20 protein-coding genes are annotated in these 19,148 nt (G+C 70.5%); 12 read left to right on the plus strand and 8 right to left on the minus strand.

Annotation, left to right across the window (positions count from 1 at the left end; all coding sequences use genetic code 11):
* The first annotated feature begins 476 nt into the window (after positions 1-476).
* Positions 477-674 carry a hypothetical protein gene (locus tag DVH02_RS11065; protein WP_114623609.1) on the plus strand — a complete coding sequence of 66 codons (198 nt, stop codon included), beginning with the start codon at positions 477-479 and terminating at the stop codon, positions 672-674.
* Between the two features lie 96 nt (positions 675-770).
* Here the strand turns inward: DVH02_RS11065 and DVH02_RS36015 are convergent, their stop codons facing one another.
* Positions 771-2,108, minus strand: a complete 1,338-nt coding sequence (locus tag DVH02_RS36015; protein ID WP_407697611.1) for an eCIS core domain-containing protein — start codon at positions 2,106-2,108, stop codon at positions 771-773.
* Between the two features lie 522 nt (positions 2,109-2,630).
* Here DVH02_RS36015 and DVH02_RS11075 point away from each other — a divergent pair.
* From DVH02_RS11075 to DVH02_RS11090, 5 genes are all read left to right on the plus strand, one after another.
* Positions 2,631-3,707 carry a DDE-type integrase/transposase/recombinase gene (locus DVH02_RS11075; protein WP_114623610.1) on the plus strand — a complete coding sequence of 359 codons (1,077 nt, stop codon included), beginning with the start codon at positions 2,631-2,633 and terminating at the stop codon, positions 3,705-3,707.
* A 243-nt stretch (positions 3,708-3,950) separates the two neighbouring features.
* Entirely contained in the window at positions 3,951-4,376 is a 426-nt protein-coding gene (locus tag DVH02_RS11080) for a hypothetical protein (RefSeq protein ID WP_114623611.1), read from the plus strand.
* Positions 4,373-5,035, plus strand: coding sequence for a TniB family NTP-binding protein (locus tag DVH02_RS36020; RefSeq protein WP_233518151.1), 663 nt, complete (start codon positions 4,373-4,375; stop codon positions 5,033-5,035). The genes DVH02_RS11080 and DVH02_RS36020 overlap by 4 nt, the downstream gene beginning before the upstream one ends.
* Positions 5,036-5,046: 11 nt before the next feature.
* Positions 5,047-5,625, plus strand: a complete 579-nt coding sequence (locus tag DVH02_RS36025; RefSeq protein WP_233518152.1) for a hypothetical protein — start codon at positions 5,047-5,049, stop codon at positions 5,623-5,625.
* On the plus strand, positions 5,622-6,437 hold the full coding sequence (locus DVH02_RS11090) for a TniQ family protein (RefSeq protein ID WP_114623612.1): 816 nt from the start codon (positions 5,622-5,624) through the stop codon (positions 6,435-6,437). Before DVH02_RS36025 ends, DVH02_RS11090 begins: the two co-directional genes overlap by 4 nt.
* Positions 6,438-6,860: 423 nt before the next feature.
* Here DVH02_RS11090 and DVH02_RS11095 read toward each other — a convergent pair whose 3' ends face one another.
* Positions 6,861-7,595, minus strand: coding sequence for an SDR family NAD(P)-dependent oxidoreductase (locus DVH02_RS11095; protein ID WP_114623613.1), 735 nt, complete (start codon positions 7,593-7,595; stop codon positions 6,861-6,863).
* Positions 7,596-7,919: 324 nt separating this feature from the next.
* Entirely contained in the window at positions 7,920-8,624 is a 705-nt protein-coding gene (locus tag DVH02_RS11100) for a TetR/AcrR family transcriptional regulator (protein ID WP_233518153.1), read from the minus strand.
* Positions 8,625-8,757: 133 nt separating this feature from the next.
* Here DVH02_RS11100 and DVH02_RS11105 point away from each other — a divergent pair, with 133 nt between their 5' ends.
* Positions 8,758-9,804 (plus strand): medium chain dehydrogenase/reductase family protein, encoded by a 1,047-nt coding sequence (locus tag DVH02_RS11105; protein ID WP_114623615.1) that lies wholly within the window; start codon positions 8,758-8,760, stop codon positions 9,802-9,804.
* 278 nt (positions 9,805-10,082) lie between these two features.
* Positions 10,083-10,691 (plus strand): SRPBCC family protein, encoded by a 609-nt coding sequence (locus DVH02_RS11110; protein ID WP_114623616.1) that lies wholly within the window; start codon positions 10,083-10,085, stop codon positions 10,689-10,691.
* A 534-nt stretch (positions 10,692-11,225) separates the two neighbouring features.
* Here the strand turns inward: DVH02_RS11110 and DVH02_RS11120 are convergent.
* The gene (locus tag DVH02_RS11120) at positions 11,226-12,179 is read right to left on the minus strand and encodes an alpha/beta fold hydrolase (RefSeq protein ID WP_233518154.1); all 954 of its coding nucleotides are present in this window, start codon (positions 12,177-12,179) and stop codon (positions 11,226-11,228) included.
* 88 nt (positions 12,180-12,267) lie between these two features.
* Here DVH02_RS11120 and DVH02_RS11125 point away from each other — a divergent pair, with 88 nt between their 5' ends.
* Positions 12,268-13,050, plus strand: a complete 783-nt coding sequence (locus DVH02_RS11125) for a TetR/AcrR family transcriptional regulator (RefSeq protein WP_233518155.1) — start codon at positions 12,268-12,270, stop codon at positions 13,048-13,050.
* A 207-nt stretch (positions 13,051-13,257) separates the two neighbouring features.
* Here the strand turns inward: DVH02_RS11125 and DVH02_RS11130 are convergent, their stop codons facing one another.
* From DVH02_RS11130 to DVH02_RS11145, 4 genes are all read right to left on the minus strand, one after another.
* Entirely contained in the window at positions 13,258-13,965 is a 708-nt protein-coding gene (locus DVH02_RS11130; protein WP_199566238.1) for a class F sortase, read from the minus strand.
* 18 nt (positions 13,966-13,983) lie between these two features.
* Positions 13,984-14,457, minus strand: coding sequence for a hypothetical protein (locus DVH02_RS11135; protein WP_114623617.1), 474 nt, complete (start codon positions 14,455-14,457; stop codon positions 13,984-13,986).
* Entirely contained in the window at positions 14,409-14,963 is a 555-nt protein-coding gene (locus DVH02_RS11140; protein ID WP_147286038.1) for a hypothetical protein, read from the minus strand. Before DVH02_RS11140 ends, DVH02_RS11135 begins: the two co-directional genes overlap by 49 nt.
* A gap of 587 nt (positions 14,964-15,550) precedes the next feature.
* Complete coding sequence (locus tag DVH02_RS11145) at positions 15,551-16,282, minus strand: MerR family transcriptional regulator (RefSeq protein ID WP_233518156.1); 732 nt, start codon at positions 16,280-16,282, stop codon at positions 15,551-15,553.
* Between the two features lie 217 nt (positions 16,283-16,499).
* Between DVH02_RS11145 and DVH02_RS11150 the strand changes: the two genes are divergently transcribed.
* The 3 genes from DVH02_RS11150 to DVH02_RS11165 all read left to right on the plus strand — a co-directional run.
* Positions 16,500-18,011, plus strand: coding sequence for an alpha/beta hydrolase (locus DVH02_RS11150; protein ID WP_114623620.1), 1,512 nt, complete (start codon positions 16,500-16,502; stop codon positions 18,009-18,011).
* Positions 18,012-18,487: 476 nt separating this feature from the next.
* Complete coding sequence (locus DVH02_RS11160; RefSeq protein ID WP_114623621.1) at positions 18,488-18,958, plus strand: site-specific integrase; 471 nt, start codon at positions 18,488-18,490, stop codon at positions 18,956-18,958.
* Positions 18,958-19,148, plus strand: a 191-nt coding sequence (locus DVH02_RS11165) for a hypothetical protein (protein WP_147286039.1), incomplete at its 3' end; no start/stop codon positions are given. The genes DVH02_RS11160 and DVH02_RS11165, both read left to right, overlap by 1 nt.

Genomic DNA, 19,148 nt, shown 5'->3' on the forward strand with positions numbered 1-19,148 from the left:
GTGCGGGCGCGGGTATGGGCACGGGTGCGGGTGACACCGCGTCGGCCGGGGCGCTGAACACGGACAGCAGGCCCACCAGCAGTGCGAGGACGACGCCGACGCGCGGGGCGACGCGCGCCCGGTGGGGGGTGGGGGGAATGACCGGAGTGACGGGGCTGGGAGACACGGAGGGTCCTTTCCGCAGCTCTTCACAACGATGCTTTTACATCGATGTAATGATGGGGCGTCACGCTAGGGAGGGCCGCTCCGGCTGTCAAGAGCCGGGACCGGGGTCCTCCGGCTGTCACCACCGCGTGAAGCTGCCGATGTTGTCGAGCACGGCGCGTTCGACGGCCTCCCGACCGGCCCGCCACCGTGCGACCGCGTTGTCGCCGGGCAGCGCGGCGGGCGACTGCTCGGCCACCGCGCGCGGATAGGCGCGGCGCAGTTCCGCGTTCCTGCGGGAGACGCCGCGCCCGCCCCCTGACTACCTCACGGTGACCCGCTGCGGCGTCTGGCTGATCGCCGTACGCCCCGGGCCCCTGGTAAAGGAGGCGGACCGGGCGTCGTCCGTCGCGGCGATCGACGCCGGAAGCACCGTCCATCTCGCGCGTCGGCGCCTCGTGTGCTGGACGAATGTCAGCTGGGCCCGGACCGACGACGACCAGCACGTCCCGAGACTGCCCGTCTGCTGAGGGCGGCGGGGCATGACGGGGGGCGGTGACGGGAACGGTGACGGGGGGCCGTGACGGGTCCGCCCCCGGGCAGGCACCGTCCCCCCGTCGCGGGCGTCAGAGCGCGCTGAAGCCGCTCTCCCCCGGTCGGCGGCAGCCGGTGATGGCCGCCAGAGGGACTCCCCCGATGAAATCCATTTCCTGGGTGGGGCCGACGGGGCCGATGACGGCCGCGGTCGCGGTCTCCAGGGACGTGCTGTTGGCGTAGACCGTCGGCTTGGTCAGGATCTTGCTCCGCGCAGGCGGCGCGGCGAATCTGTGCCAGCCGCTGACCTGGATCTGGTAGAGGTGCCGGTCGTTGCTGGCGTACCCGCCGCAGTCCTGGTCCAGCGCCGTGGAGACCAAGGTCGGCTTGGGGCTGCTGACATGGGCACGGGCGTAGGCGATCGGGTCCTCAAGGAACATGGCGAGTTCGGTCGCGACGGACGTGTTGTTGCGGGACCTCATCCCGTTCGCCTGCCGGATGGCCTCGGGGGTGCGCCCATCGGCTCGGAAGAAGACCAGGCTGGCCGATTCGGCGAGCGTGTACCCGTGCGCGGGGGTGCCGGACTGCGCCTGCGCGGGCTCCGCGGCGGCCGACGTCTGCCCGGCCGCGTTGGTCCGGTCGGCCCTGGAGGTCCCCGCGGACCCGCCGAGCCTCATCCTGTCGGGCTTGTTCGGTACGGGCGGCGGATTCCTTTCCCCGTCGGTGGCGGTCTGTACGGCGACCGGGCCGCCGCGACCCTCGTGCGCGGCACCGGCGGCGGGGGCAGTCCGTGGCTCCACGGCGCGTTGCACATCGAACGGTGCCCGCATGACGCGCTGCGCGTTGGCCTCCGCGGCGCGTTCGAACTTGTCGGAAGCGTCGGAGACGCGGAGTCCGTCGCCCATGTCCGTACCGGCCACAGGGCCTTGACGCTGCTGGATGACATGGGTCAGTTCATGGGCGAGGGTGTGCTTGTCCCCACCGTCGGCGCCGATGACGACATGGCCGCCGGACGTGTAGGCGCGGGCGCCGACCTCGGCGGCCGACGCACGGGCGGCGTTGTCGTCGTGGACGCGCACGTCGGAGAAGTCCGCGCCGAGCCGCGCTTCCATTTCCTGGCGCACTGGCTCGCCGAGGGGCTTTCCGGCGCTGCGGAGCACGTCGTGGACGGCAGAGCGCTGCACCGGTGCGGGCGAGGCCGTGATCTCCTGGTGGTTCTCCTGATGGCCGCAGCCGGCGCCGTGCTCGTGCTGGTCCCGGGCCCAGGGGTGGTCGGCGCCGCGGAGCATCTGGATGACCGCGGCGTTGCCCGCAGCGGTCTGCAGGCCGAGCAGGCCATGCTGCGCGGGCGGGGCGGATGCGGGCCGACTGGCGGGCACACGGCTGTTGCCCGCCCCGGTGTGGGAGCCGGCCTTCTCGTGATCGTGCACGGGAGCCCCTCTTCTGGCGTGAGATCGTCAACTTCCTTGGTTAAGTGGCGGGGAGCCACTGGCGCAAGGTACGGGTGGGCAGCATGCGGTGACCGGACGAGCACATCCGATGCCGCGATGATCCGCGCGTGGACCGGCCTGTTCCCGCCAGGGGGAGAACGGCCCCCGGGGTGCGGGGTGCAGCTGCTCGTAGACGTCATCCGGCACATTGACGCGCAGTTCGTGTCGGGCCCCGCCCGAATCCTCGGCGTTCATGACATCTCTCCTCCTGGTTCGGGGAGCTGACAGGGCAGGCGCGGCGGCGGAGCAGCAGAGGTCTCGGCGGAACAGCTGCTCATCCGGCATCTCCCGCGGTAGCGGCGTGGCTCGTGGCAGTTAGCCGGTTCACACACCCGCTCTCGGCCCGCCCGGCGCCGCTCGTGGACGGCCCTGCATCCGGACGACGCCCGCCAGCTGGGACTGAGGAAGGTCAGCGAGCACACGCTGCGGCGGTGGGCAGCCGCCTGGGCCGAGCACAGAGTCATGGGGCTGGCCGACGGCCGCCTCACCCCGGTGCTGCGGGGGCACCGCAAGGACACTCCTCAGATCACGGAGGCGATCCACTCGGTCCACGCGGAGTGTCTGCACCGTTCCCGGGTCGGGATGAATACCAAGGAACGGATGATCCACCAGTTTGTGCGCGAGAAGTTCGGCATGCAGGCGGAGAAGGAGATCCCGCACTTCACGGCGTTGTTGAAGGTCTGGAAGGAGCGGTTCGGACCCGAAGGTGCTCGTCAGCGCTATCTCCGCTCGTCAGCGGCGGTCGAGACCGGCGGCTGCACCGTGACGATCACCCGTACCGGCCAGGTGGTGGTGCTGGACACCACGCCGTTCCCGGTGAAGCTGCGCGATGACGTGTTCGGCGAGCCGATCACCGTGGACCTCACCCTCACCCTCACCCTCGCGCTCGACGCGTTCACGCACTCACTGGTCGCGTTCCGGCTCACGCCGGGATCGGGCTCGTCGATCGAGGTGGCCATGCTGCTGCGGGACGTGATGCTGCCGCCTCCGATGCGTCCGGGCTGGACGCCGGACATGGAATGGCACTACCCCGGCGTCCCGTCCGCACTGGAGGCCGAGTTCGCCGGCCATCCGGTCGCGGGGCGGCCCTTCTTCGCGCCGGAGACGGTGACCAGCGATCACGGCAGTGTCTACAAGAACCACCACCTGGTGCAGGTCGCCCGCAGGTTGGGGGCGGTGGTGCTGCCGGCGAGGGCGATGCGTCCTCAGGGCAAGGCGGCCTGCGAACGGACGTTCTTGGGAATCCAGTCGTTGCTGCTGGAGCTGTTGCTCGGCTACCGGGGCGTCGACGTCGCGGACCGGGGCACCGATCCGGAAGACGACACGGTCTGGACGGTGGACGAGGCGGAACATCTGCTGGCCACCTGGAACGTGGGGATCTGGCAAAACCGCAGGCTGGACCAGTATGCGCGGCCTGGGACCCGGGCGGGCGGCACAGCTCGAACACCCTGTTCGCGATGGCGGCGGCCCGCGACGGGATCGCTCTGCAGATCCCGGATCCGGACCTCTACCACTACCTTCTGCCCGCCCACTTCGTGAAGCTTCACGGCCGTCGCGTGGTGGAGATCGGCGGACTTTGGTACGGCGGCGACCACCCCGTTCTCGGTGAGCTCGGCTCGCCTCCCTCACCCCGCAGTGGCCGTCACCGGGGCAAGTGGGTGGTGCAACGCGATCCTCGCGACTGCCGTCAGGTGTTCATCCAGCTCGCCAGCCAGTGGCACGCACTGCCTTGGAACAGGCTGCCCGTCGGCGAGGACGTCCTCGCCTTCTCCGACGCCGCGAGTGCAGCAGGTGCTGCGCGAGGCCGCCCGGGCCGGGCTGACGCCCCGCAGCGGCATCGAACTCCTCTCTGCCCCGCTCGACTTGGCCGGTGCCCGCAGCCCGATCGGTTCCTGGCCGAGTCAGATGACCAAGGCTGAGGGGGCTGAGGGGGCTGAGCGGGCCCGCGAGGTCGCCCGCGGCCGGGCGGCCGAACGCGACCGCACCGGGGCTGCGGCGCTGCCTGCCGCACCGCGGCCGACCGAACTCGCCCGCCAGAGCCGACTGGCCGTCGACGCGGAACGCCGCCGCCGTCGCGAGCAAGCAGTGGATGCCCCGCCCGCTGCGCCGTCCCGTCTCGGCGAGGGCCTGCGCGGGCGTTCGCTGTTCGCGCTTCCCGACGCCGACGACGCCCTTGATTCCGGACCGGTACAGGAGGAACAGCCGTGACCAACGGCGAGGAGACGCTGCCCTTTGTCCTGTCCGGCCCGGCCCTGGCTCGCGACACCCTGGCCGGCTGGCAGCACTGGTGCCGCACCCGCGACTCGTTCGCCCCGGCCCCGGTGATGGACCGCGCCACGTTCCGGCTGCTGAACCGGCGCAAGAAGATGCTGCACAACCTGCGCCGCACGGCCACCCACGCGAACCTGCCGCTGCTGGACACCCCGATGAGCCTGGTGGTGGAGAAACTCCTGACCGGCCGTATCGAGAACAACGCGCTGAAGATGAAGCCCACCACCCGGGCCGGGGTGATGGGCTCCGGCGGCGGCTACCAGGGCAAGACCGAATGCGTCTGCGAGATCGCCGCCGCCTTCCAGGAACGGTGGCTCGCCCTCCACGATCACCTTAATCCCGACGCCCACCCGGGCAGCCGCGACCTGCACGTCCCGGTCGCCTACGCCCAGACCCCGGTGACCGCGAAACCGAAGAGCACCTGCAAGGCGATCCTGGACTTCTTCGGAGCTCCGATCGGCCGGCGCACGGACCTGCCCGACCTGAACCGCCAGGTCGCCGCGTCCCTGCGGGAGCACGGCACCAGGGTCCTGATCCTGGACGACATCACGCGGCTTCGCCTGCACCGCGCCGACGACCAGGACACCCTCGCCTGATCCGCGCCTTCATGAGCATGAACGCCACCCTGGTCCTCGTCGGCGTCGACATCCCCGGCTCCAGACTTCTGCGCGAGGGCCGCCACGACCCGGCCGGCGGTCAGTGGCAGCTCCCGCCCTCCCAGCACGCCAATGCGTACGGCCTGGAGGCCACACAGGCCGAACGGCACTTCGACCTGATCGAACCGGACCGCTTCCACTACAACACCGCACCGCAGATCACCGCATGGATCGACCATCTGCACGGCATCGAGGAGAACCTGCGGCTGCTGAACGCCCGCCCCGACATGCTCACCGAGGGCGGGATGCCCGAGTACCTCTTCGACCGCACGAACGGCGTCATCGGTCTCCTGGAGAGATTGATCGAGGACGGCTGCCGCGAAGCCATCGACTCCGGCGAAGAACAGCTGACCGAGAACCTCCTCAAGAACGTCACCATCGACCTGCACGACACTGGGCGGCGCGACGCCGATGCCGGCGAAGTCCCCGCCGTCCCCAACAAGCCCGCATCCCGGCCAAGGCGCCGCGGCCGCAACACCGTCCTCGACGACCGCGGCCCCCTCGGCACCGCCATGGCAGGCGCCCGGTGATCACGCCCCTGCCCCGGAGCCTGGACCCCCTGCCCGGCGAACTGCTGGCCTGCTACGTGATGCGCCTCGCCCACCGTCTCGGCGTCGCCCCGGACACCGTCCTGCGCCGCACCGGCCTGGCCGACTACATGGCCAACACCCAGGCCATCACCCGCACAGCCCTCTCCCTCGAACTGCCCGCACAGCAGATGCGCGACTTCCAAAGCGCCGCCCGGCTCACCGCAGCCGAGGTCACAGCCCTGACCCTGCTGCCGCTCGCACCCCGCTACCCGCCCGTCCTCCACAGCCTCGACGTCGTCCGCGCAGGCAAACGCATCCCCTCCCCGGACTGGCTCTTCCCCACGACCGCCCGCTACTGCCCCGACTGCCTCGCCGGCGACGGCACCACGCCGCAGACGGACCACCGCGAACCCTGGCAGATTGAGTGGCGGCTACCCGTCGTCTTCGCCTGCCCGCACCACCAACGCTTCCTCGAACACCTCTGCCCGGCCTGCCGGCGATCCATCGCCGACCACGGAGTCGGACAACTCATTCCCCGCCCGACCATCCCCGCCCGACCATCGCCGGACTGCACCCGGCCCAGTGCCGAGCATCCCTCGACCACGGCGCCCGCCGCACACAACGAGCCGCACAACTCTGCGGCGGCCGCCTGGACCACCCGCAGCTCACACTGGGCGGGTCCTTGCCCAGTAACTCGCCGACCTACAGGCGGAGATCGTGAGCATGTCCGCGCACACCACCGCGTCGGCGAGTTCGAACTACTCGTCACGCCGGGCGGTCAGACATGCGTAGAACTCGACCCGGAAGCGTGACGCTTCGGCGAACGCTTCCCTCCGGAGAGCATCAGGCAGCAGACTCGCCCTCGCGCCTTCGTCCTGGTCACGTGCACCTTGGTCGGGGCACATGACCAAGACGAAGGCCGCCCCTACGTCCGGCGGACCTCCGGGTGAGCGACCCTGTGCGAGACACCGTTCGAGGCCGGAAGAAAAAGGAACAAGGTCAGAACCTGTTTCCCAAGCTTGAGGGCGGAGCTTCGGGGATCTGATGACGTTCGGTGACGGGCGGCGCCATGGGGTGTTCTCCTTGGTGTGAGCGGCTGTCGCCGGGTCGACGTGCGTTGAGGGGCTGGGTGCCGGTTTCACCTGCGGCGCCATCTGGCGGGCAGTGTGCTCCGGTGCTGGGATCGAGGTTCCTCGTCGGGTTCGGTGCGCGGGGCGCGGCGCTTTCTTGACTGTTCACACCTGCGCGTATCCGCCGTCGGCGTGGAACTCGGCACCGTTGATGTAGCTCGACGCGTCCGAGGCGAGGAACGTCGTCAGGGCGGCGATCTCCTCGGGCTCGGCGAGTCGGCCGAGGGGGACGGTGGCTTCGGCCTGCTTGAGCATCTCGGGTGTGACCAGTTCCAGCAGACCCGCGGTGCGTGTACCGCCGGGGGATACGACGTTGACGCGGAAGCCGTGTGTGCGCGCGCTGAGGGCCCAGCCCCGGGCGAGGGTACGGACTGCGGCCTTCGAAGCCGCGTAGACCTCAAGTCCCTGGTTGGGCCGGGTCGAGGCGGTCGAACCCGTAAGGATCACCGAAGCGTTTTTGCTGAGCAGCGGTAGCGCCTGCTGGAGAGTGAAGATGGTTCCCTTGACGTTGGTGGCGAACATCGAGTCGATCAGCTCCTCCGTCACCTCGCCGAACGGAGCCGCGGTGCCGATGCCGGCGTTGGCGACCAGCACGTCGATACGTCCGGCCCGGTCGCGCACGGTGCTGTAGAACGCGTCGAGTTCGGACGGCACCGAAACATCGCAGACCACACCGATCACGCCGGACCCGAGCTCGGAGGCCGCGGCGTCGAGCGCCTCCTTGCGGCGGCCGGTGATGAACACCGTGGCGCCCGCGTCGAGGAATGCGCGCGCGGTCGCGAACCCGATGCCGGTGCTGCCACCGGTGACCACGGTGACCTTGTCTTCCAAGACGGCCATGCCGCCCTCCTTCGAATTATGGACTGGTGCGTTCATAACCATACCCCCGATATGGACCGCACGGTCAAGATTGTGTCCGTACCGAAATCGAACCCCCTGGGCGTCAGCGCTCTGATGGGCCGTGGCACGGATTCCCCGCGCCCGGCGTCCGGCCGGATACCGGCCACGGATCGGCCACCCGACGACCGTCAGCACACAGAAGCCCGGCCGACGCACCGCACCCCTCCCCCCAGAGGCAGCGGCGCGCGACTCGGAAAGCGTGCACCGCGCGGGTCCCGGGGCGGTCGTGTGCGGTGGCGGTACGGGTCGGCCGGTACGGTGCCGCTACTGCGTCCGGGTGGGCAGCAGCCGCGCCAGGGTGGAATGAGCCATCGAGGTCAGCGTGCCGATGTCCATGCCGGTGCGCCCCAAGGCCATGAGGCCGAGCTGTGCAACGAGGGCCGCACGGGCGGTCTCGAAGGGATCGGCGTCGGGATCGAGGTCGCCTTCGGTCCGGGCGCGCTCCAGTGCCGCGGTGAGGACGGCCGTGATCGCGTCGTAGCTGCGGCGGGCCTCGGCGGCGACGTCCGGGGTGCTGGCGGCAAGCTCGGCGTTGCTGTTGGCCAGCAGGCAGCCCCGCCGCGCCACCGCCCCGGTCGGGTCACCGGCCAGGCCGAGGACGAACTCGCGCACCACGTCGATCCCCCGCGCCGCGGAAACCAGACGCTCGCGCAGTGCCAGCAGGTTCGCGTCGTCGTAGTCACGCAGCACCCGAAGGAACAGACTGCGCTTGTCCCCGAACGCCCCGTAAAGGCTGCCCTTGCCCAGCCCGCTCACGCGCAGCAGGTCATCCATCGACGTCGCCGCGTAGCCCTTGTCCCAGAACTCGTCGCGGACAGCGAAAAGCACGTGATCTTCGTCGAACTCACGAGGCCGGCCCATCCGCTCAGCGTACTGGTTCTGGACTGTATGGGCCACAACGGAACTCAGGGCGCTGCGCACCGCGCGCCCCGATGCGCGATCTCCGAGGACAGGCTCGACCGAATCCACCTGGCGCGCCCCTTTCATCCCCCGCTTTGACTTGCATGCGTAAGTTTATCGCCGCAAGGTCTTGCGATGATCGACGTAACACCCGTAGCCTTACGATCGTAAGTGCACAGTAGAAACCCAACAGGAGTCCGCCATGAGCAGTACCGCCACCAGCACCGCGACCGAGATCGTCCTGCCTGGCAAGGTCCGGCCCGAGGGCCTGCAGACGCAGACCCGCGACCTGCCCGCCCCGGGCAAGGACCAGGTCGTCCTGCGGATGGAGGCGACCGGGGTCTGTTTCGCCGAACAGCAGATGCGCCGCGGCAAGTACTACGACCAGCCACCGTTCCCGTTCGTGCCCGGCTACGACCTGGCCGGCACGGTTGTCGCGACGGGTGAGCAGGTCGACGCCGCCCTCATCGGACGCCGGTTCGCGGCGATCACCAAGGTCGGCGCCTGGGCCAGCCAGCTGCTGATCGACGCCGCCGACCTGATGGCCATACCCGACGAGGTCGACCCGGCCGACGCAGAGGCGGTGGCCGTCAATGGCATTACCGCCTGGCAGATGCTGTACCGCGTGGCCAAGGTCCGCACCGGGCAGACGATCGTGGTGCTGGGCGCCAACGGCGGCGTCGGCTCCACCCTCGTCCAACTGGCGCGCCGCGCCGGTATCACCGTGATCGGCAGCGCCTCACCCCGCCACCACGCCGCCGTGCGCGAACTGGGCGCCACCCCCGTCGACTACCGGGACCCGGACATGTACGCCCACATCCGCGAGCTGGCTCCCGACGGCGTGGACGCGGTCTTCGATCACGTCGGCGGCCCCGGCGTCGAGGAGTCCTGGCAGCTCCTGCGGCGCGGCGGCACCCTGGTCTCCTACGGCACCGCCGCCAGCAAGGACGAAGAGGGCAACTCGCAGCTCCCCGTCCTCAAGCTCATCGCCCGCCTCAACGCCTGGAACGCCCTGCCCAACGGCAGGAGCGCCCACTTCTACAACCTCTGGGCCGGCAAGCGCCGCTGCCAGAAGAGCTGGCAGCAGCGCATGACCGAAGACCTCGCCCAGGTCCTGCGCCTGGTCGCCGACGGTTCCGTCGTACCGCAGATCGCCGCCCGGTTCCCTCTGACCGAGACCGTCGCGGCGTTGGAACTCGCCGAGTCCCGCACCGTCGCGGGCAAGGTCATCATCGTCCCCGAGGTGTGATGCCGCGTGCCACCCAGCCGTTTTCTCTCCCCGCCGCCCGCTCACGTACGGCTCAGCCGCGCACCCCCACCCGGAGACCACCGCCACGCCCCTCACCGCTGCCCCCCCCTTGCCGACAGCAGAGTCCTCACCTTTGCCGGCGGCGGTGCCCACGCCGTCGCTGCCCACCTTGAACGCCGCCGTCTCGCCCCCTGACAGACCACGACGGACCGTCAGCGCACCAGCACACGCCCCCCTCACCGATCAGCACACCATCGCCAAGGAAGGCACCAACCCCCATGAACATGCGACACCGCGTCCTGCAGACCATGGCCGTCACCGCGATCGCCACCGCGACCACTCTCTCAGCCCCGTCCCTGGCGACAGCGAACACAGCACGGCCCGGATCCGGCACTCCGGCCTTCCAGGAGTGCCAGGGTGCGACCGTCGACAAGACCGCCCCGGTCATCGCCCGCGCCAGCGTTCTGATCAAGGCCCCCGCAGAGAAGATCTGGAACCTGCACACCGACATCAACGCCTGGGACACCTGGATCCCGGAGATCACGCCGTCCCAGAAGAAGACGCCGGGACCGCTGCGGCCCGGCTCGGTCTTCGAGTGGTCCCCCCAGGGGATGGAGGTCACCTCGACGGTCACCCATGTTCAGCGGGACCGGTGCCTTGCCTGGGCGGCGCCCGTCGACGGCATCGACGGCGTACACCTGTGGACGTTCGAGAAGGTCAAGGGCGGCGTGCTCGCCACCACCGAGGAGTCCTGGGCGGGCGCCCCCGTCGAGGCTGACATCCCCGGCAACCAGGCGGCCCTGGAATCCGGCCTTGTCGACTGGGTGAACCGGCTCAAGACCACGGCCGAGACGAAGGACCACTGCACGGTCCACCGGGGCGAGTAACCGGGGCGAGTAACCGGCGCTTCGGCTCGGTCGTGCCTTGACCGGGGTGCCGATGGCGAGGGGCGGCGGACGGCCGCCGGGCAGGACCGGGCGGCGGACGGCCGCCGGTCCTGCCCGCTCTGACCTGCGGTGAGGAACCTTGAGTGGTGGGATGACCGTGACGCGCCGGTGCCGCCGTTCGGAGACGCGGAGAGTTCTCGCCAGTGGATCTTGCTGGTTCGATGGGAGGTCGAGTCGGCGTCGACCGCGTCAAGTGCCTTCTTGGTGATCTTCTCGGTGCCGTCCAGGACTGCGTCGATGGCGGCGCCGCGGATCGGCCAGAGCATTCCGATCATTCCGTGGCCGTAGGCCATCTTCCTCAACCGCTTGCGCTCGGCGGTGGTCGCAACGATCGGGCAGGCCAGGGCCACGGGCGTGGCAGACGGGCCGACCGGGAGAAGCAGATCACGACGGGGGGGCGTCCTGCGGTGTCCGGGGCCTTGACGATCCGGCAGGATGGCCACCGTACCCACGCCGCCCGAGTGCGCCCGGCCGTCACTCGCTCAGCGGCTGACCGAACATGCCCGCACCGCCTGACCGCCGCTGACGGGCCGCCAATTCGCTGACCTGGCAGGCGATGTCGGTCCACAGGGCGGCGGGGAGGTCGTGGCCGACACCCGGGTAGGTCACCAGGCGGGCGCCGTCGATGGCTCGGGCGGTGGCGCGGCCCGCGCTGACACGCAGGATGGGGTCCTGCTCGCCGTGCAGGACCAGGGTGGGCCGGCGCAGTTCCTTGAGTCCGGGTCCGTGCCACTGGGCGCCGATCTGGCGGCTCTGCGCCTTGTTGTCGCGCGGGCCGCTGTCCACGGCGGCCTCGACCCAGGCGCGGGCCGCGCCTTCGTCGAAGGGGTAGCCGGGAGAGGCGATGCCGCGCCATACGGTGAGGGCGGCCTCGATGTCGCCTTCCTGGCCCTCGGGGAACTTGCTCCGGGCGAGCTTGGCGAGCAGGCCGAACCGCAGGTAGCGCAGGACCCCCGGCCCGGAGACGTCGCTGGGCAGGGCCGCCGAGGAGGTGACGCTGAGCACCCGGTCGGGGTGTCTCAGCGCGATCCGCTGGGCGATCGCGCCGCCCAGGGAGTGTCCGAAGACGTGGGCTCGCTCCCAGCCGATTTCGTCCATCACGGCGATGGCGTCGTCGGTCATGTCCTCGGAGGTGTAGGCGTCCCCGCGCTTGGCGAACAGGGCCTTGAAGGGGTTGGTGGTGGCGACGTCCGGCATCCGGGTCGACTGGCCGGCGTCGCGCTGGTCGTAGCGGGCCACGGCGAACCCGGCGTCGGCGAAGGCCTGGCACAGCCCGGCCGGCCACCAGAACCGGGCGGTGGCCAAGCCCATGATGAGCAGCAGCGGTTCGCCTTCGGAGCCATTCAGTTGGTCGAAGGCCACCCGCACGTCGCCGTTGTGCGCGTACCGGGTCGGCATCCACTCCTGCTGCGGCCGCATCTGGGGCATGTCGGCTCCCTTTCCTTTACTGCGATCCATGTTCGCAGTTCATATGGCCTAAGGTACTGCATACGTCGTTCGCAGAACAGGAGGGGTCATGACCGAGCCGTCCGCCCACAGCATCTGGCTGCGCCCCGAACGCGCCGGACGCGGCCCGACGCCCACGTTCGACCGCGACCGCATCGCCGCCGCCGGGATCGCCCTGGCCGACGCGGACGGCCTGCCCGCCGTCACCATGCGGGCCGTGGCGGTCGCTCTCGGGGCCGGGCCGGCATCCCTCTACCGTTACGTGGCCACCCGCGACGAACTGCTGGAACTGATGATCGACCAGGTCAACGCCGAGATCTCCTACGCCGCACTCGGCTCCGGACACTGGCTGGACGACCTGCTCACCCTGGCCCGGCAGAGCAGGAGCGTCTACCTCGCGCACCCATGGCTGCTCGACGCGACCGCGACGAGGACCCCGGTGGGGCCGCGCGCGGTCACCTACCTGGAGCACGCCCTGGCCGCGCTCGCCGACCTCGACGTCAGTCCCCGGACCAAGCTGGAGGCCATCGCGATCCTCAATGCCGTCGTCTCCACTGTGACCCGCGCCGAGGTGACCCAGCGCCTCGCTGGGCAGACGATCCCGCAGTGGCAGCAGGCCCAGGCGGAATATCTCACCCAGGTCGCCATGGCGGGCCATCACCCGCACCTCGCCTCCGCTCTGATCGGGCAGCCGCCCGGGGCCGAGGATTCGCCGGAATCGCTCCTGGACCGCATCGTCACCCGCGTACTCACCGGGCTCCTTCAGCCCGACGACATCGGAGCGACCTCCGTGCGCGGTCGCGCGGAAGTGAAGCCACCCACGGCCGGTCCGGGGCCGATCGCGACCTCCTGACACCTCATCGGGAGAGTCCTGCCCGAGCTTTCACCTCCCGCGACGCTCCGCCCCTCTCACAAATGACCGTTGGTGAGAGGGGCGACCGCCGGTCTCGGCGGCGCCCGGAAGATCCCCAGACCGCGCTGCGGCCTCTACCCCGGGATCTGACCGGACTTCACACACAACAATAGTGGGAGTCAACTCCCGAAGGATTTCCGGCGTCGACTACTTGGCCGGTGGCGATACCTCGCCAGCTTTCAGTTGGTTGATCATGCGCTCGACGGTGTTGTGGTCCTCGTAGAGGTCCGTGTCGTGGGTGAGGGACCGGCCCGCCCCTGCGCCCTCTGTTCCTGCGGGGGGGCGCCGGGTTTCAGTGGCTTCAGTGTTGTGCTGGGCTGTGCTGGGCTGGGCTGGAGTGTGAGGTGTGGTGGAGGGGGCGTAGACGACGCCGTTGTCTCTGTAGGTTTTGCGTTTCGCGTCCCAGCCGGTGCAGGTGATCAGCCGGAGGCTGGGGCCGGGGGCGGCCCCGGAGAGCTGGTAGAAGGCGGCGGGCCCGTGGGCGGTGTCGACATGTCCGGCGAGGACGGCCGTTCCTCTCTCGCCGGGGGCCGCGGACGAGTCGAGCCAGCTCGCACGGGCGGGATCGTCGGGGAGGGGAAGCTCGCCCCGGCCGGCGAGAGCGGCGGGCTGCAGTTCGGCTGCGAGACCGAGGACGGGGATGCTCACGCGCGTGGGCACGGAGCGGGGCAGCGCGGGGCGCGCCTTGCGGGTGACCGGCTGGTCCCGGGGCGCGCCGGGGGGTGTCCCGGCGACCGTGGGGGCCGGTGGCGGGGCCGTGTGGTCGGCCAGGGCGAGACCGGTCGTCAGCGCCGCGGCCATGGCGCAGGTCGCGGCCACCGCGGTCCAGATGCCACGGTGGCCCGTCGTCTTCATGTCCGCCGGACCGAGGAATCAGGCTCGGGCGGCGGCGTTCTTGCGGCGGCTGACGACGAGGGCCCCGACGCTGCCCACGGTGAGCACGCCGGCGGCGGTCATCAGCACGGTGCCGCGCAGGTTCTGTGTTCCGCCGCTGCCGGCCGCGACGCCCCCGGACGGGGTGTCGCTGCGCGCGGGGCCGCCGCCGTTGGTCCCCGGGAGGGTCTGGAACCAGGGGAAGGTGTCGGTGGGGATGGGCTGGCTGACGCCGGAGCTGGGGTTCGCGGCGAGCTTCTTGACGGTGTCGAAGCTCTTGCCCGCCTGGATCTCGGCGAACGAGCCCGGGTCGGTGACGGCCACCACGTAGACGGGCCACCGCTCGGGCCGGTTGTTGTTCCGGTCGGTGATGATGTGGTCGTGGCCGGGCAGTTCGGTGTTCTTCAGCGCGGAGGCGGGCATCTTCAGCGCCGCGGCGAGACGGGAGAGATCGATGGTGGTGGGGTGGTCCACGCAGGGCACGTTCGCGGGGCACTGGAGGGTCTCTTGGGCGCCGGCTTGAACAGCGGAACCGGGATGTAGAGCGGGTCGGTGAACTTGTCCGAGGTGGTCCCCGGCGGCACCTGCTGGTACTTGTCGCCCGCCTCGCACTTGCTCGGCGCACCGGACGCGACCGAGGGGTCGCAGTAGACGTTCTGGGTGTAGAGGAACTTGATCGTTTTCCCCTCGTACCAGCCGTCGGTGACACCGATGTTGCGGCACAGGTCCTGCGGCGCTCCGGTGGTGCACTCGTTCTTCAGCGGCTGGACAGTGCGGCTGCCGGTGGGGTTCGGCCCGAACCCCTGGGCGTCGGAGGTGTCCCCGGCCCCTTCCGCGAGGGCGAGACCGCCGGTCGCCAGACCCGCGAGCGCGAGAGCGGAACTGAGGCTGTGACACGGGCGAGCCTGCGCCGGGATATGTCGCTCATGCTGGTGGTTCCCTTCGATGGCACTCGGCAGCCGGACGCAGAGAGCGGTCACGGCGGTTACGGAGACAGCGGGCCACGCGTCGGACCGAAACACGGCGCCGCCCCCCTCCATCACCACGCCAAGCGACGAGCAGTGCCTCTCCGTGCTGCGCCGGGAGAGTGACGTCCTCAGCACTTCGCACACCAGCTGTTGGTTCGTTGGTGCCGGTGTGCTCCGGTGGCGGCGGTGGCCCGGCCCGCTGCGAAGGCTGCGAACAGCGCGCGGGCCCTGGCGGCGCTGTTCGCAGCCGTCCGGCGTGTCCAGCCGTAGCGAGAGTCCGGGGCCGCCTCGACCCAGGCCGTGCTGCGGACCGCGATCGAGCCCGCCGGAAGAACGGCTTTGACCGGAAGGCGAAGAAGAAGCCGCGGCGCCTTCGGGCAGTGTCAGCGCGCGTCAGAACGTCCGGCCTCTACCACTGCGGGAGTGGACCTCCGTCGGCGACATGGGCCCTTCCCTCGTGGGTGAACCACGCACGCCCACCGTCCAACGCGTTCTTCACCATCCAGGCGAGACGTTCCCGGCCAGACGAAGGCAAGGCAACGTGTTTCGCGCTCGGCGGGGAACGCGCCCCGGAAGACCGGGGTTGGCGGCGCCCGCCGTCAGGGCGCGTCGGGGTCCTCCGCTTCGAGCAGGGCGTGGAGACGGCGCAGGACATCGAGCTGAGCTTCGTTGTAGAACTCGACCAAGGCCTGCGCGACGACCGACCGGGCGAGCGCGCCGTCCCGGCGGGAGGCGGCGTCCAGGTCCTTGATGAAGGGGTGGGCCTCCTGCTGCGCCCGGGCCCCAGCCACCAGACAGCGCGCCAGCCGGCGGCGCGCGTCCTCGGGGGCGTCGGCGGGGAGGTTCTGGAACTCTTCGGCGACATCGTCCCGGGGCCGGGAGTACTGCTCCTTGATGAGCGCCATGGCCGTCGGCGTGAGAATGCTCGAATACGCCAGCAGCAGCGACTGCTCGGCTCGTGGCAGGTCGGCCGCGGCGGCCCCGAAGTCCGCGGGCAGGCCGAGCGAAACCCCCTCATCCAGGACCGCCGCGATCTCACGGCGCATCCGCTGCCGGCGGTCGATGTCCGCCGCCAGCTCGGCGTCCAGGGCACGCAAGATCTGCTCCGGCCTGCCTTCGGCGGCTTCCATCGAGGGGATGTCGGCCAGCGGCACACCCAGGTCGGTCAGCCGGCGGATGCTCATCACGCGGACCAGGTGGGTCACGCCGTACCGCTTGTAGCCGTTGGCCGACCGTGCGGGTTCCTCCAGCAGCCCCAGCTTGTGGTAGTGCCGGACGGTCTTGAGTGTCGTGCCGGCGAGTTCGGCCAGTTGACTCGTGCTCCACGCCACAGCAGGCCCTCTCCGGATGTCCGTACTTCGACGGCACCGGCGAGGCGCCATCGGCGAGGCCGTCCCGGAGGGAGGACCCGTTCACTCCCCCGCCCCGCGCGGCCCGGTCGACATCCGGCCCTCGCCAGGGCCCCGGACTTGACCATGCCCTCGGGGCACGGAATTCGATGGGAGCAACTGTAGGCCACAGCACCGGTATGCACCTGGGAGAGCGGACATGACTGGACAGCGCGGTATCCGGCGGAGCACGGCCCTGGCGGTCGCCCTCAGTCTCGGCCTGAGCGGATCGCTCGTCACGGGACCGGCCGTCGCGGAGGGAGCTGGGCCCTCGCCCGTGCGGTGGGGCGACTGCCCCGAGGACGTGGTCGCGGGGGCGGCCCCCACCGTGCTGGAGTGCGCCACCGTCACCGTACCGGTGGACTACGCCGTCTCCGACAGCGCCGAGATCGATCTCATGATCTCCCGGCTGGCCAGTACGAAGCCCGACAAGCGGCGCGGCACACTCATGCTCAACCCGGGCGGGCCCGGCGGGTCCGGGCTGACACAGCCCGCGTTCCTCGTGTCCCAGGGCATTCCCACGAGCGTCCTGGACAGCTACGACCTGATCGGCATGGACACCCGCGGCATCGGACGCTCGGCCCCGGTCGGCTGCGGATTCACCCCGGAAGGACCGTACTTCGCCAACATCCCGCCGTACGCGGTCGACGACGCGGCGGTCACCGCCCAGGCCGAGGTGGCCCGGGAGGCGGCCGAGCAGTGCGCGCGCGAGGACGACGAGGGGGTGCTGCGCTATCTGACCACGGCGAACACCGCACGCGACCTGGACCGCATCCGGGCGGCGCTCGGCGAGGAGAGGACCAGCTTCCTGGGATACTCCTACGGCACCGCGCTGGGCGCCGCCTACGCGTCGATGTTCCCCGAGCGCTCCGACCGGATCGTGCTCGACAGCAACATCGGCGACACCCACCTCGACCAGGACGGGATGCGCCGCTACGCCCTCGGGACGGAGCAGACATTCCCCGACTTCGCGCGGTGGGCGGCCGCCCGGCACGAGAGCTACGGACTCGGCCGCACCTCCGCCGAGGTGCGGCGCACCTACCTCGCTCTTGCCGCGCGCCTCGACGAGGCTCCGGTGGCGGGCATCGACGGCGCCCTGTTGCGGCAACTCACCTTCGCGTACCTGTTCAAGGAACTCCGCTACCCCCAACTGGCCCAGCAGTTCCAGGCGCTGAGGAGTGGCGACGCCCCGGCCGTCCGTACGGCGCGGACACCGGAGGCGACCGCGGACACACCTGCCGGGCCGGACAACTCCCTGGCGGTCTTCCTCGCCGTCACCTGCAACGACGTCGAGTGGCCCGAGAAGATCGGCGCCTACCGCAGCAGCGTCGCCGAGGACCGTGAGCGCTACCCGCTGTTCGGCGCGGCCACCGCCAACATCACCCCCTGCGCCTTTTGGCCGTACGCCCCGGCCGAGCCGCCCGTCCCGGTCGACGACGACGGGCCGCGCAACATCCTGCTCGTCCAGAACCTGCGCGATGTGCCCACTCCCCACATCGGCGGGAAGATGCTGCGGCAGAAGTTCACCGACCGGTCGCGGCTGCTCAGCGTCGACGACAGCGGGCACGGCTCCTACGTGCTGAGCGGCAACCCGTGTGCTCTGAACACCACCACGCGCTACCTCGTCACGGGCGAGATGCCTGCCAAAGACACGCTCTGCCCGGCGAAGTGATCCGATACGGGGGCGAGCGCCCGGCTCGCCCCCGTATCCCGTATCCCATATCCCGTACTCCGTTCCCCGCCCCAGACACGCAGACCTCGGCCAACAGTTCGCCGAGGAACCGGGGCGCCCGGTGGAAGCAGAGCCGCCACCCCGCCCCGGTCAACCTCCACAAGGAGCTGCGCCACGAGCGGCGCACGCCACCGCCCTGCGGGCGTTGCTGCTTTGACGGGTATCTCGGCCGAACTCTGGCGGCTTCAAAAACGAGGGACTTCCGACCTGGGGAGGCGTCCGAGGGCCTTCGCCGTTCTGCTGGTCACAGGCGCCTTCGATTCGAAGGTGGCTTCGGCTGATCACGGCCTGTCAACCTTGCTGGGCTGCCACCGGAACCGGGCGCTGTTCTCCATGTTCTTGTCCAGCGGCGCGCGGGCCGCTGAGATGCTGGGCATGACGATCGGCGACGTCCACCCGGGCGAGGCCGGATCTACGTGCAGACCAAGGGCTTGGGCGGGGAGAAGGAAGCATGCCCGGCCTCCCCGGAAGCCTTCGCCTGGCTGGCGCTCTACCTCGGTGAGCTGGCCCAGGACGGCCACCGGCCCGCCCCGGACGAGCCGGTGTGGTGGACCCTGCGCGGACCGACGCGCCCGCTGACCTACACGGCCCTGCGGGCAGTGCTGAACCGGCTCAACGCCCGGATCGGGGCGAACATCACACTGCACGACCTGCGGCACACCCTGTGTCTGCGCCTGATCGAGGACCCAGGCATCACCTTGGTCGACGCCCAGCAGGTGATGCGCCACCGGCGCATCACCACGACCAGTACCTACCTGCGGCCCAGGATCGACGAGGTCATCACCAAGGTCCACGAGCACTACACGCGCCCCAAACCGCCACCGCGGCCACTGACCGGCTGGACGTATGACCCGGACGACCTCGCCGACGTGTTCGGGAACCGCTGATGGCCCGGCACGGACGTGTTGCCCGTACTCCGGTCAGTCCTCGCGACCCCGCACTCCTGACCGCCGTCGCCCGTCCGCTGCCGAGGACCACAGCCCTCGGCAGCGGACGGGCGACGGCGCATCGCGACGAACTCACCCGCCTGGCCGAGAACCTGCTGAGCGAGCCGACCGTCCGCAACCTGTGGCGCCA

The organism is Streptomyces corynorhini (genome assembly GCF_003346515.1).
In the GTDB taxonomy this organism is placed as follows: domain Bacteria; phylum Actinomycetota; class Actinomycetes; order Streptomycetales; family Streptomycetaceae; genus Streptomyces; species Streptomyces corynorhini.

What these genes read in the sequence shown, in the direction of transcription:
- DVH02_RS11110 (WP_114623616.1), top strand. Translation starts at nt 10,083, where the DNA reads ATGAACATGCGACACCGCGTCCTGCAGACCATGGCCGTCACCGCGATC.
- DVH02_RS11095 (WP_114623613.1), bottom strand. Translation starts at nt 7,595, where the DNA reads ATGGCCGTCTTGGAAGACAAGGTCACCGTGGTCACCGGTGGCAGCACC.
- DVH02_RS11130 (WP_199566238.1), bottom strand. Translation starts at nt 13,965, where the DNA reads ATGAAGACGACGGGCCACCGTGGCATCTGGACCGCGGTGGCCGCGACC.
- DVH02_RS11150 (WP_114623620.1), top strand. Translation starts at nt 16,500, where the DNA reads ATGACTGGACAGCGCGGTATCCGGCGGAGCACGGCCCTGGCGGTCGCC.
- DVH02_RS36025 (WP_233518152.1), top strand. Translation starts at nt 5,047, where the DNA reads ATGAGCATGAACGCCACCCTGGTCCTCGTCGGCGTCGACATCCCCGGC.
- DVH02_RS11120 (WP_233518154.1), bottom strand. Translation starts at nt 12,179, where the DNA reads ATGCCCCAGATGCGGCCGCAGCAGGAGTGGATGCCGACCCGGTACGCG.
- DVH02_RS11075 (WP_114623610.1), top strand. Translation starts at nt 2,631, where the DNA reads ATGGGGCTGGCCGACGGCCGCCTCACCCCGGTGCTGCGGGGGCACCGC.
- DVH02_RS11105 (WP_114623615.1), top strand. Translation starts at nt 8,758, where the DNA reads ATGAGCAGTACCGCCACCAGCACCGCGACCGAGATCGTCCTGCCTGGC.
- DVH02_RS11125 (WP_233518155.1), top strand. Translation starts at nt 12,268, where the DNA reads ATGACCGAGCCGTCCGCCCACAGCATCTGGCTGCGCCCCGAACGCGCC.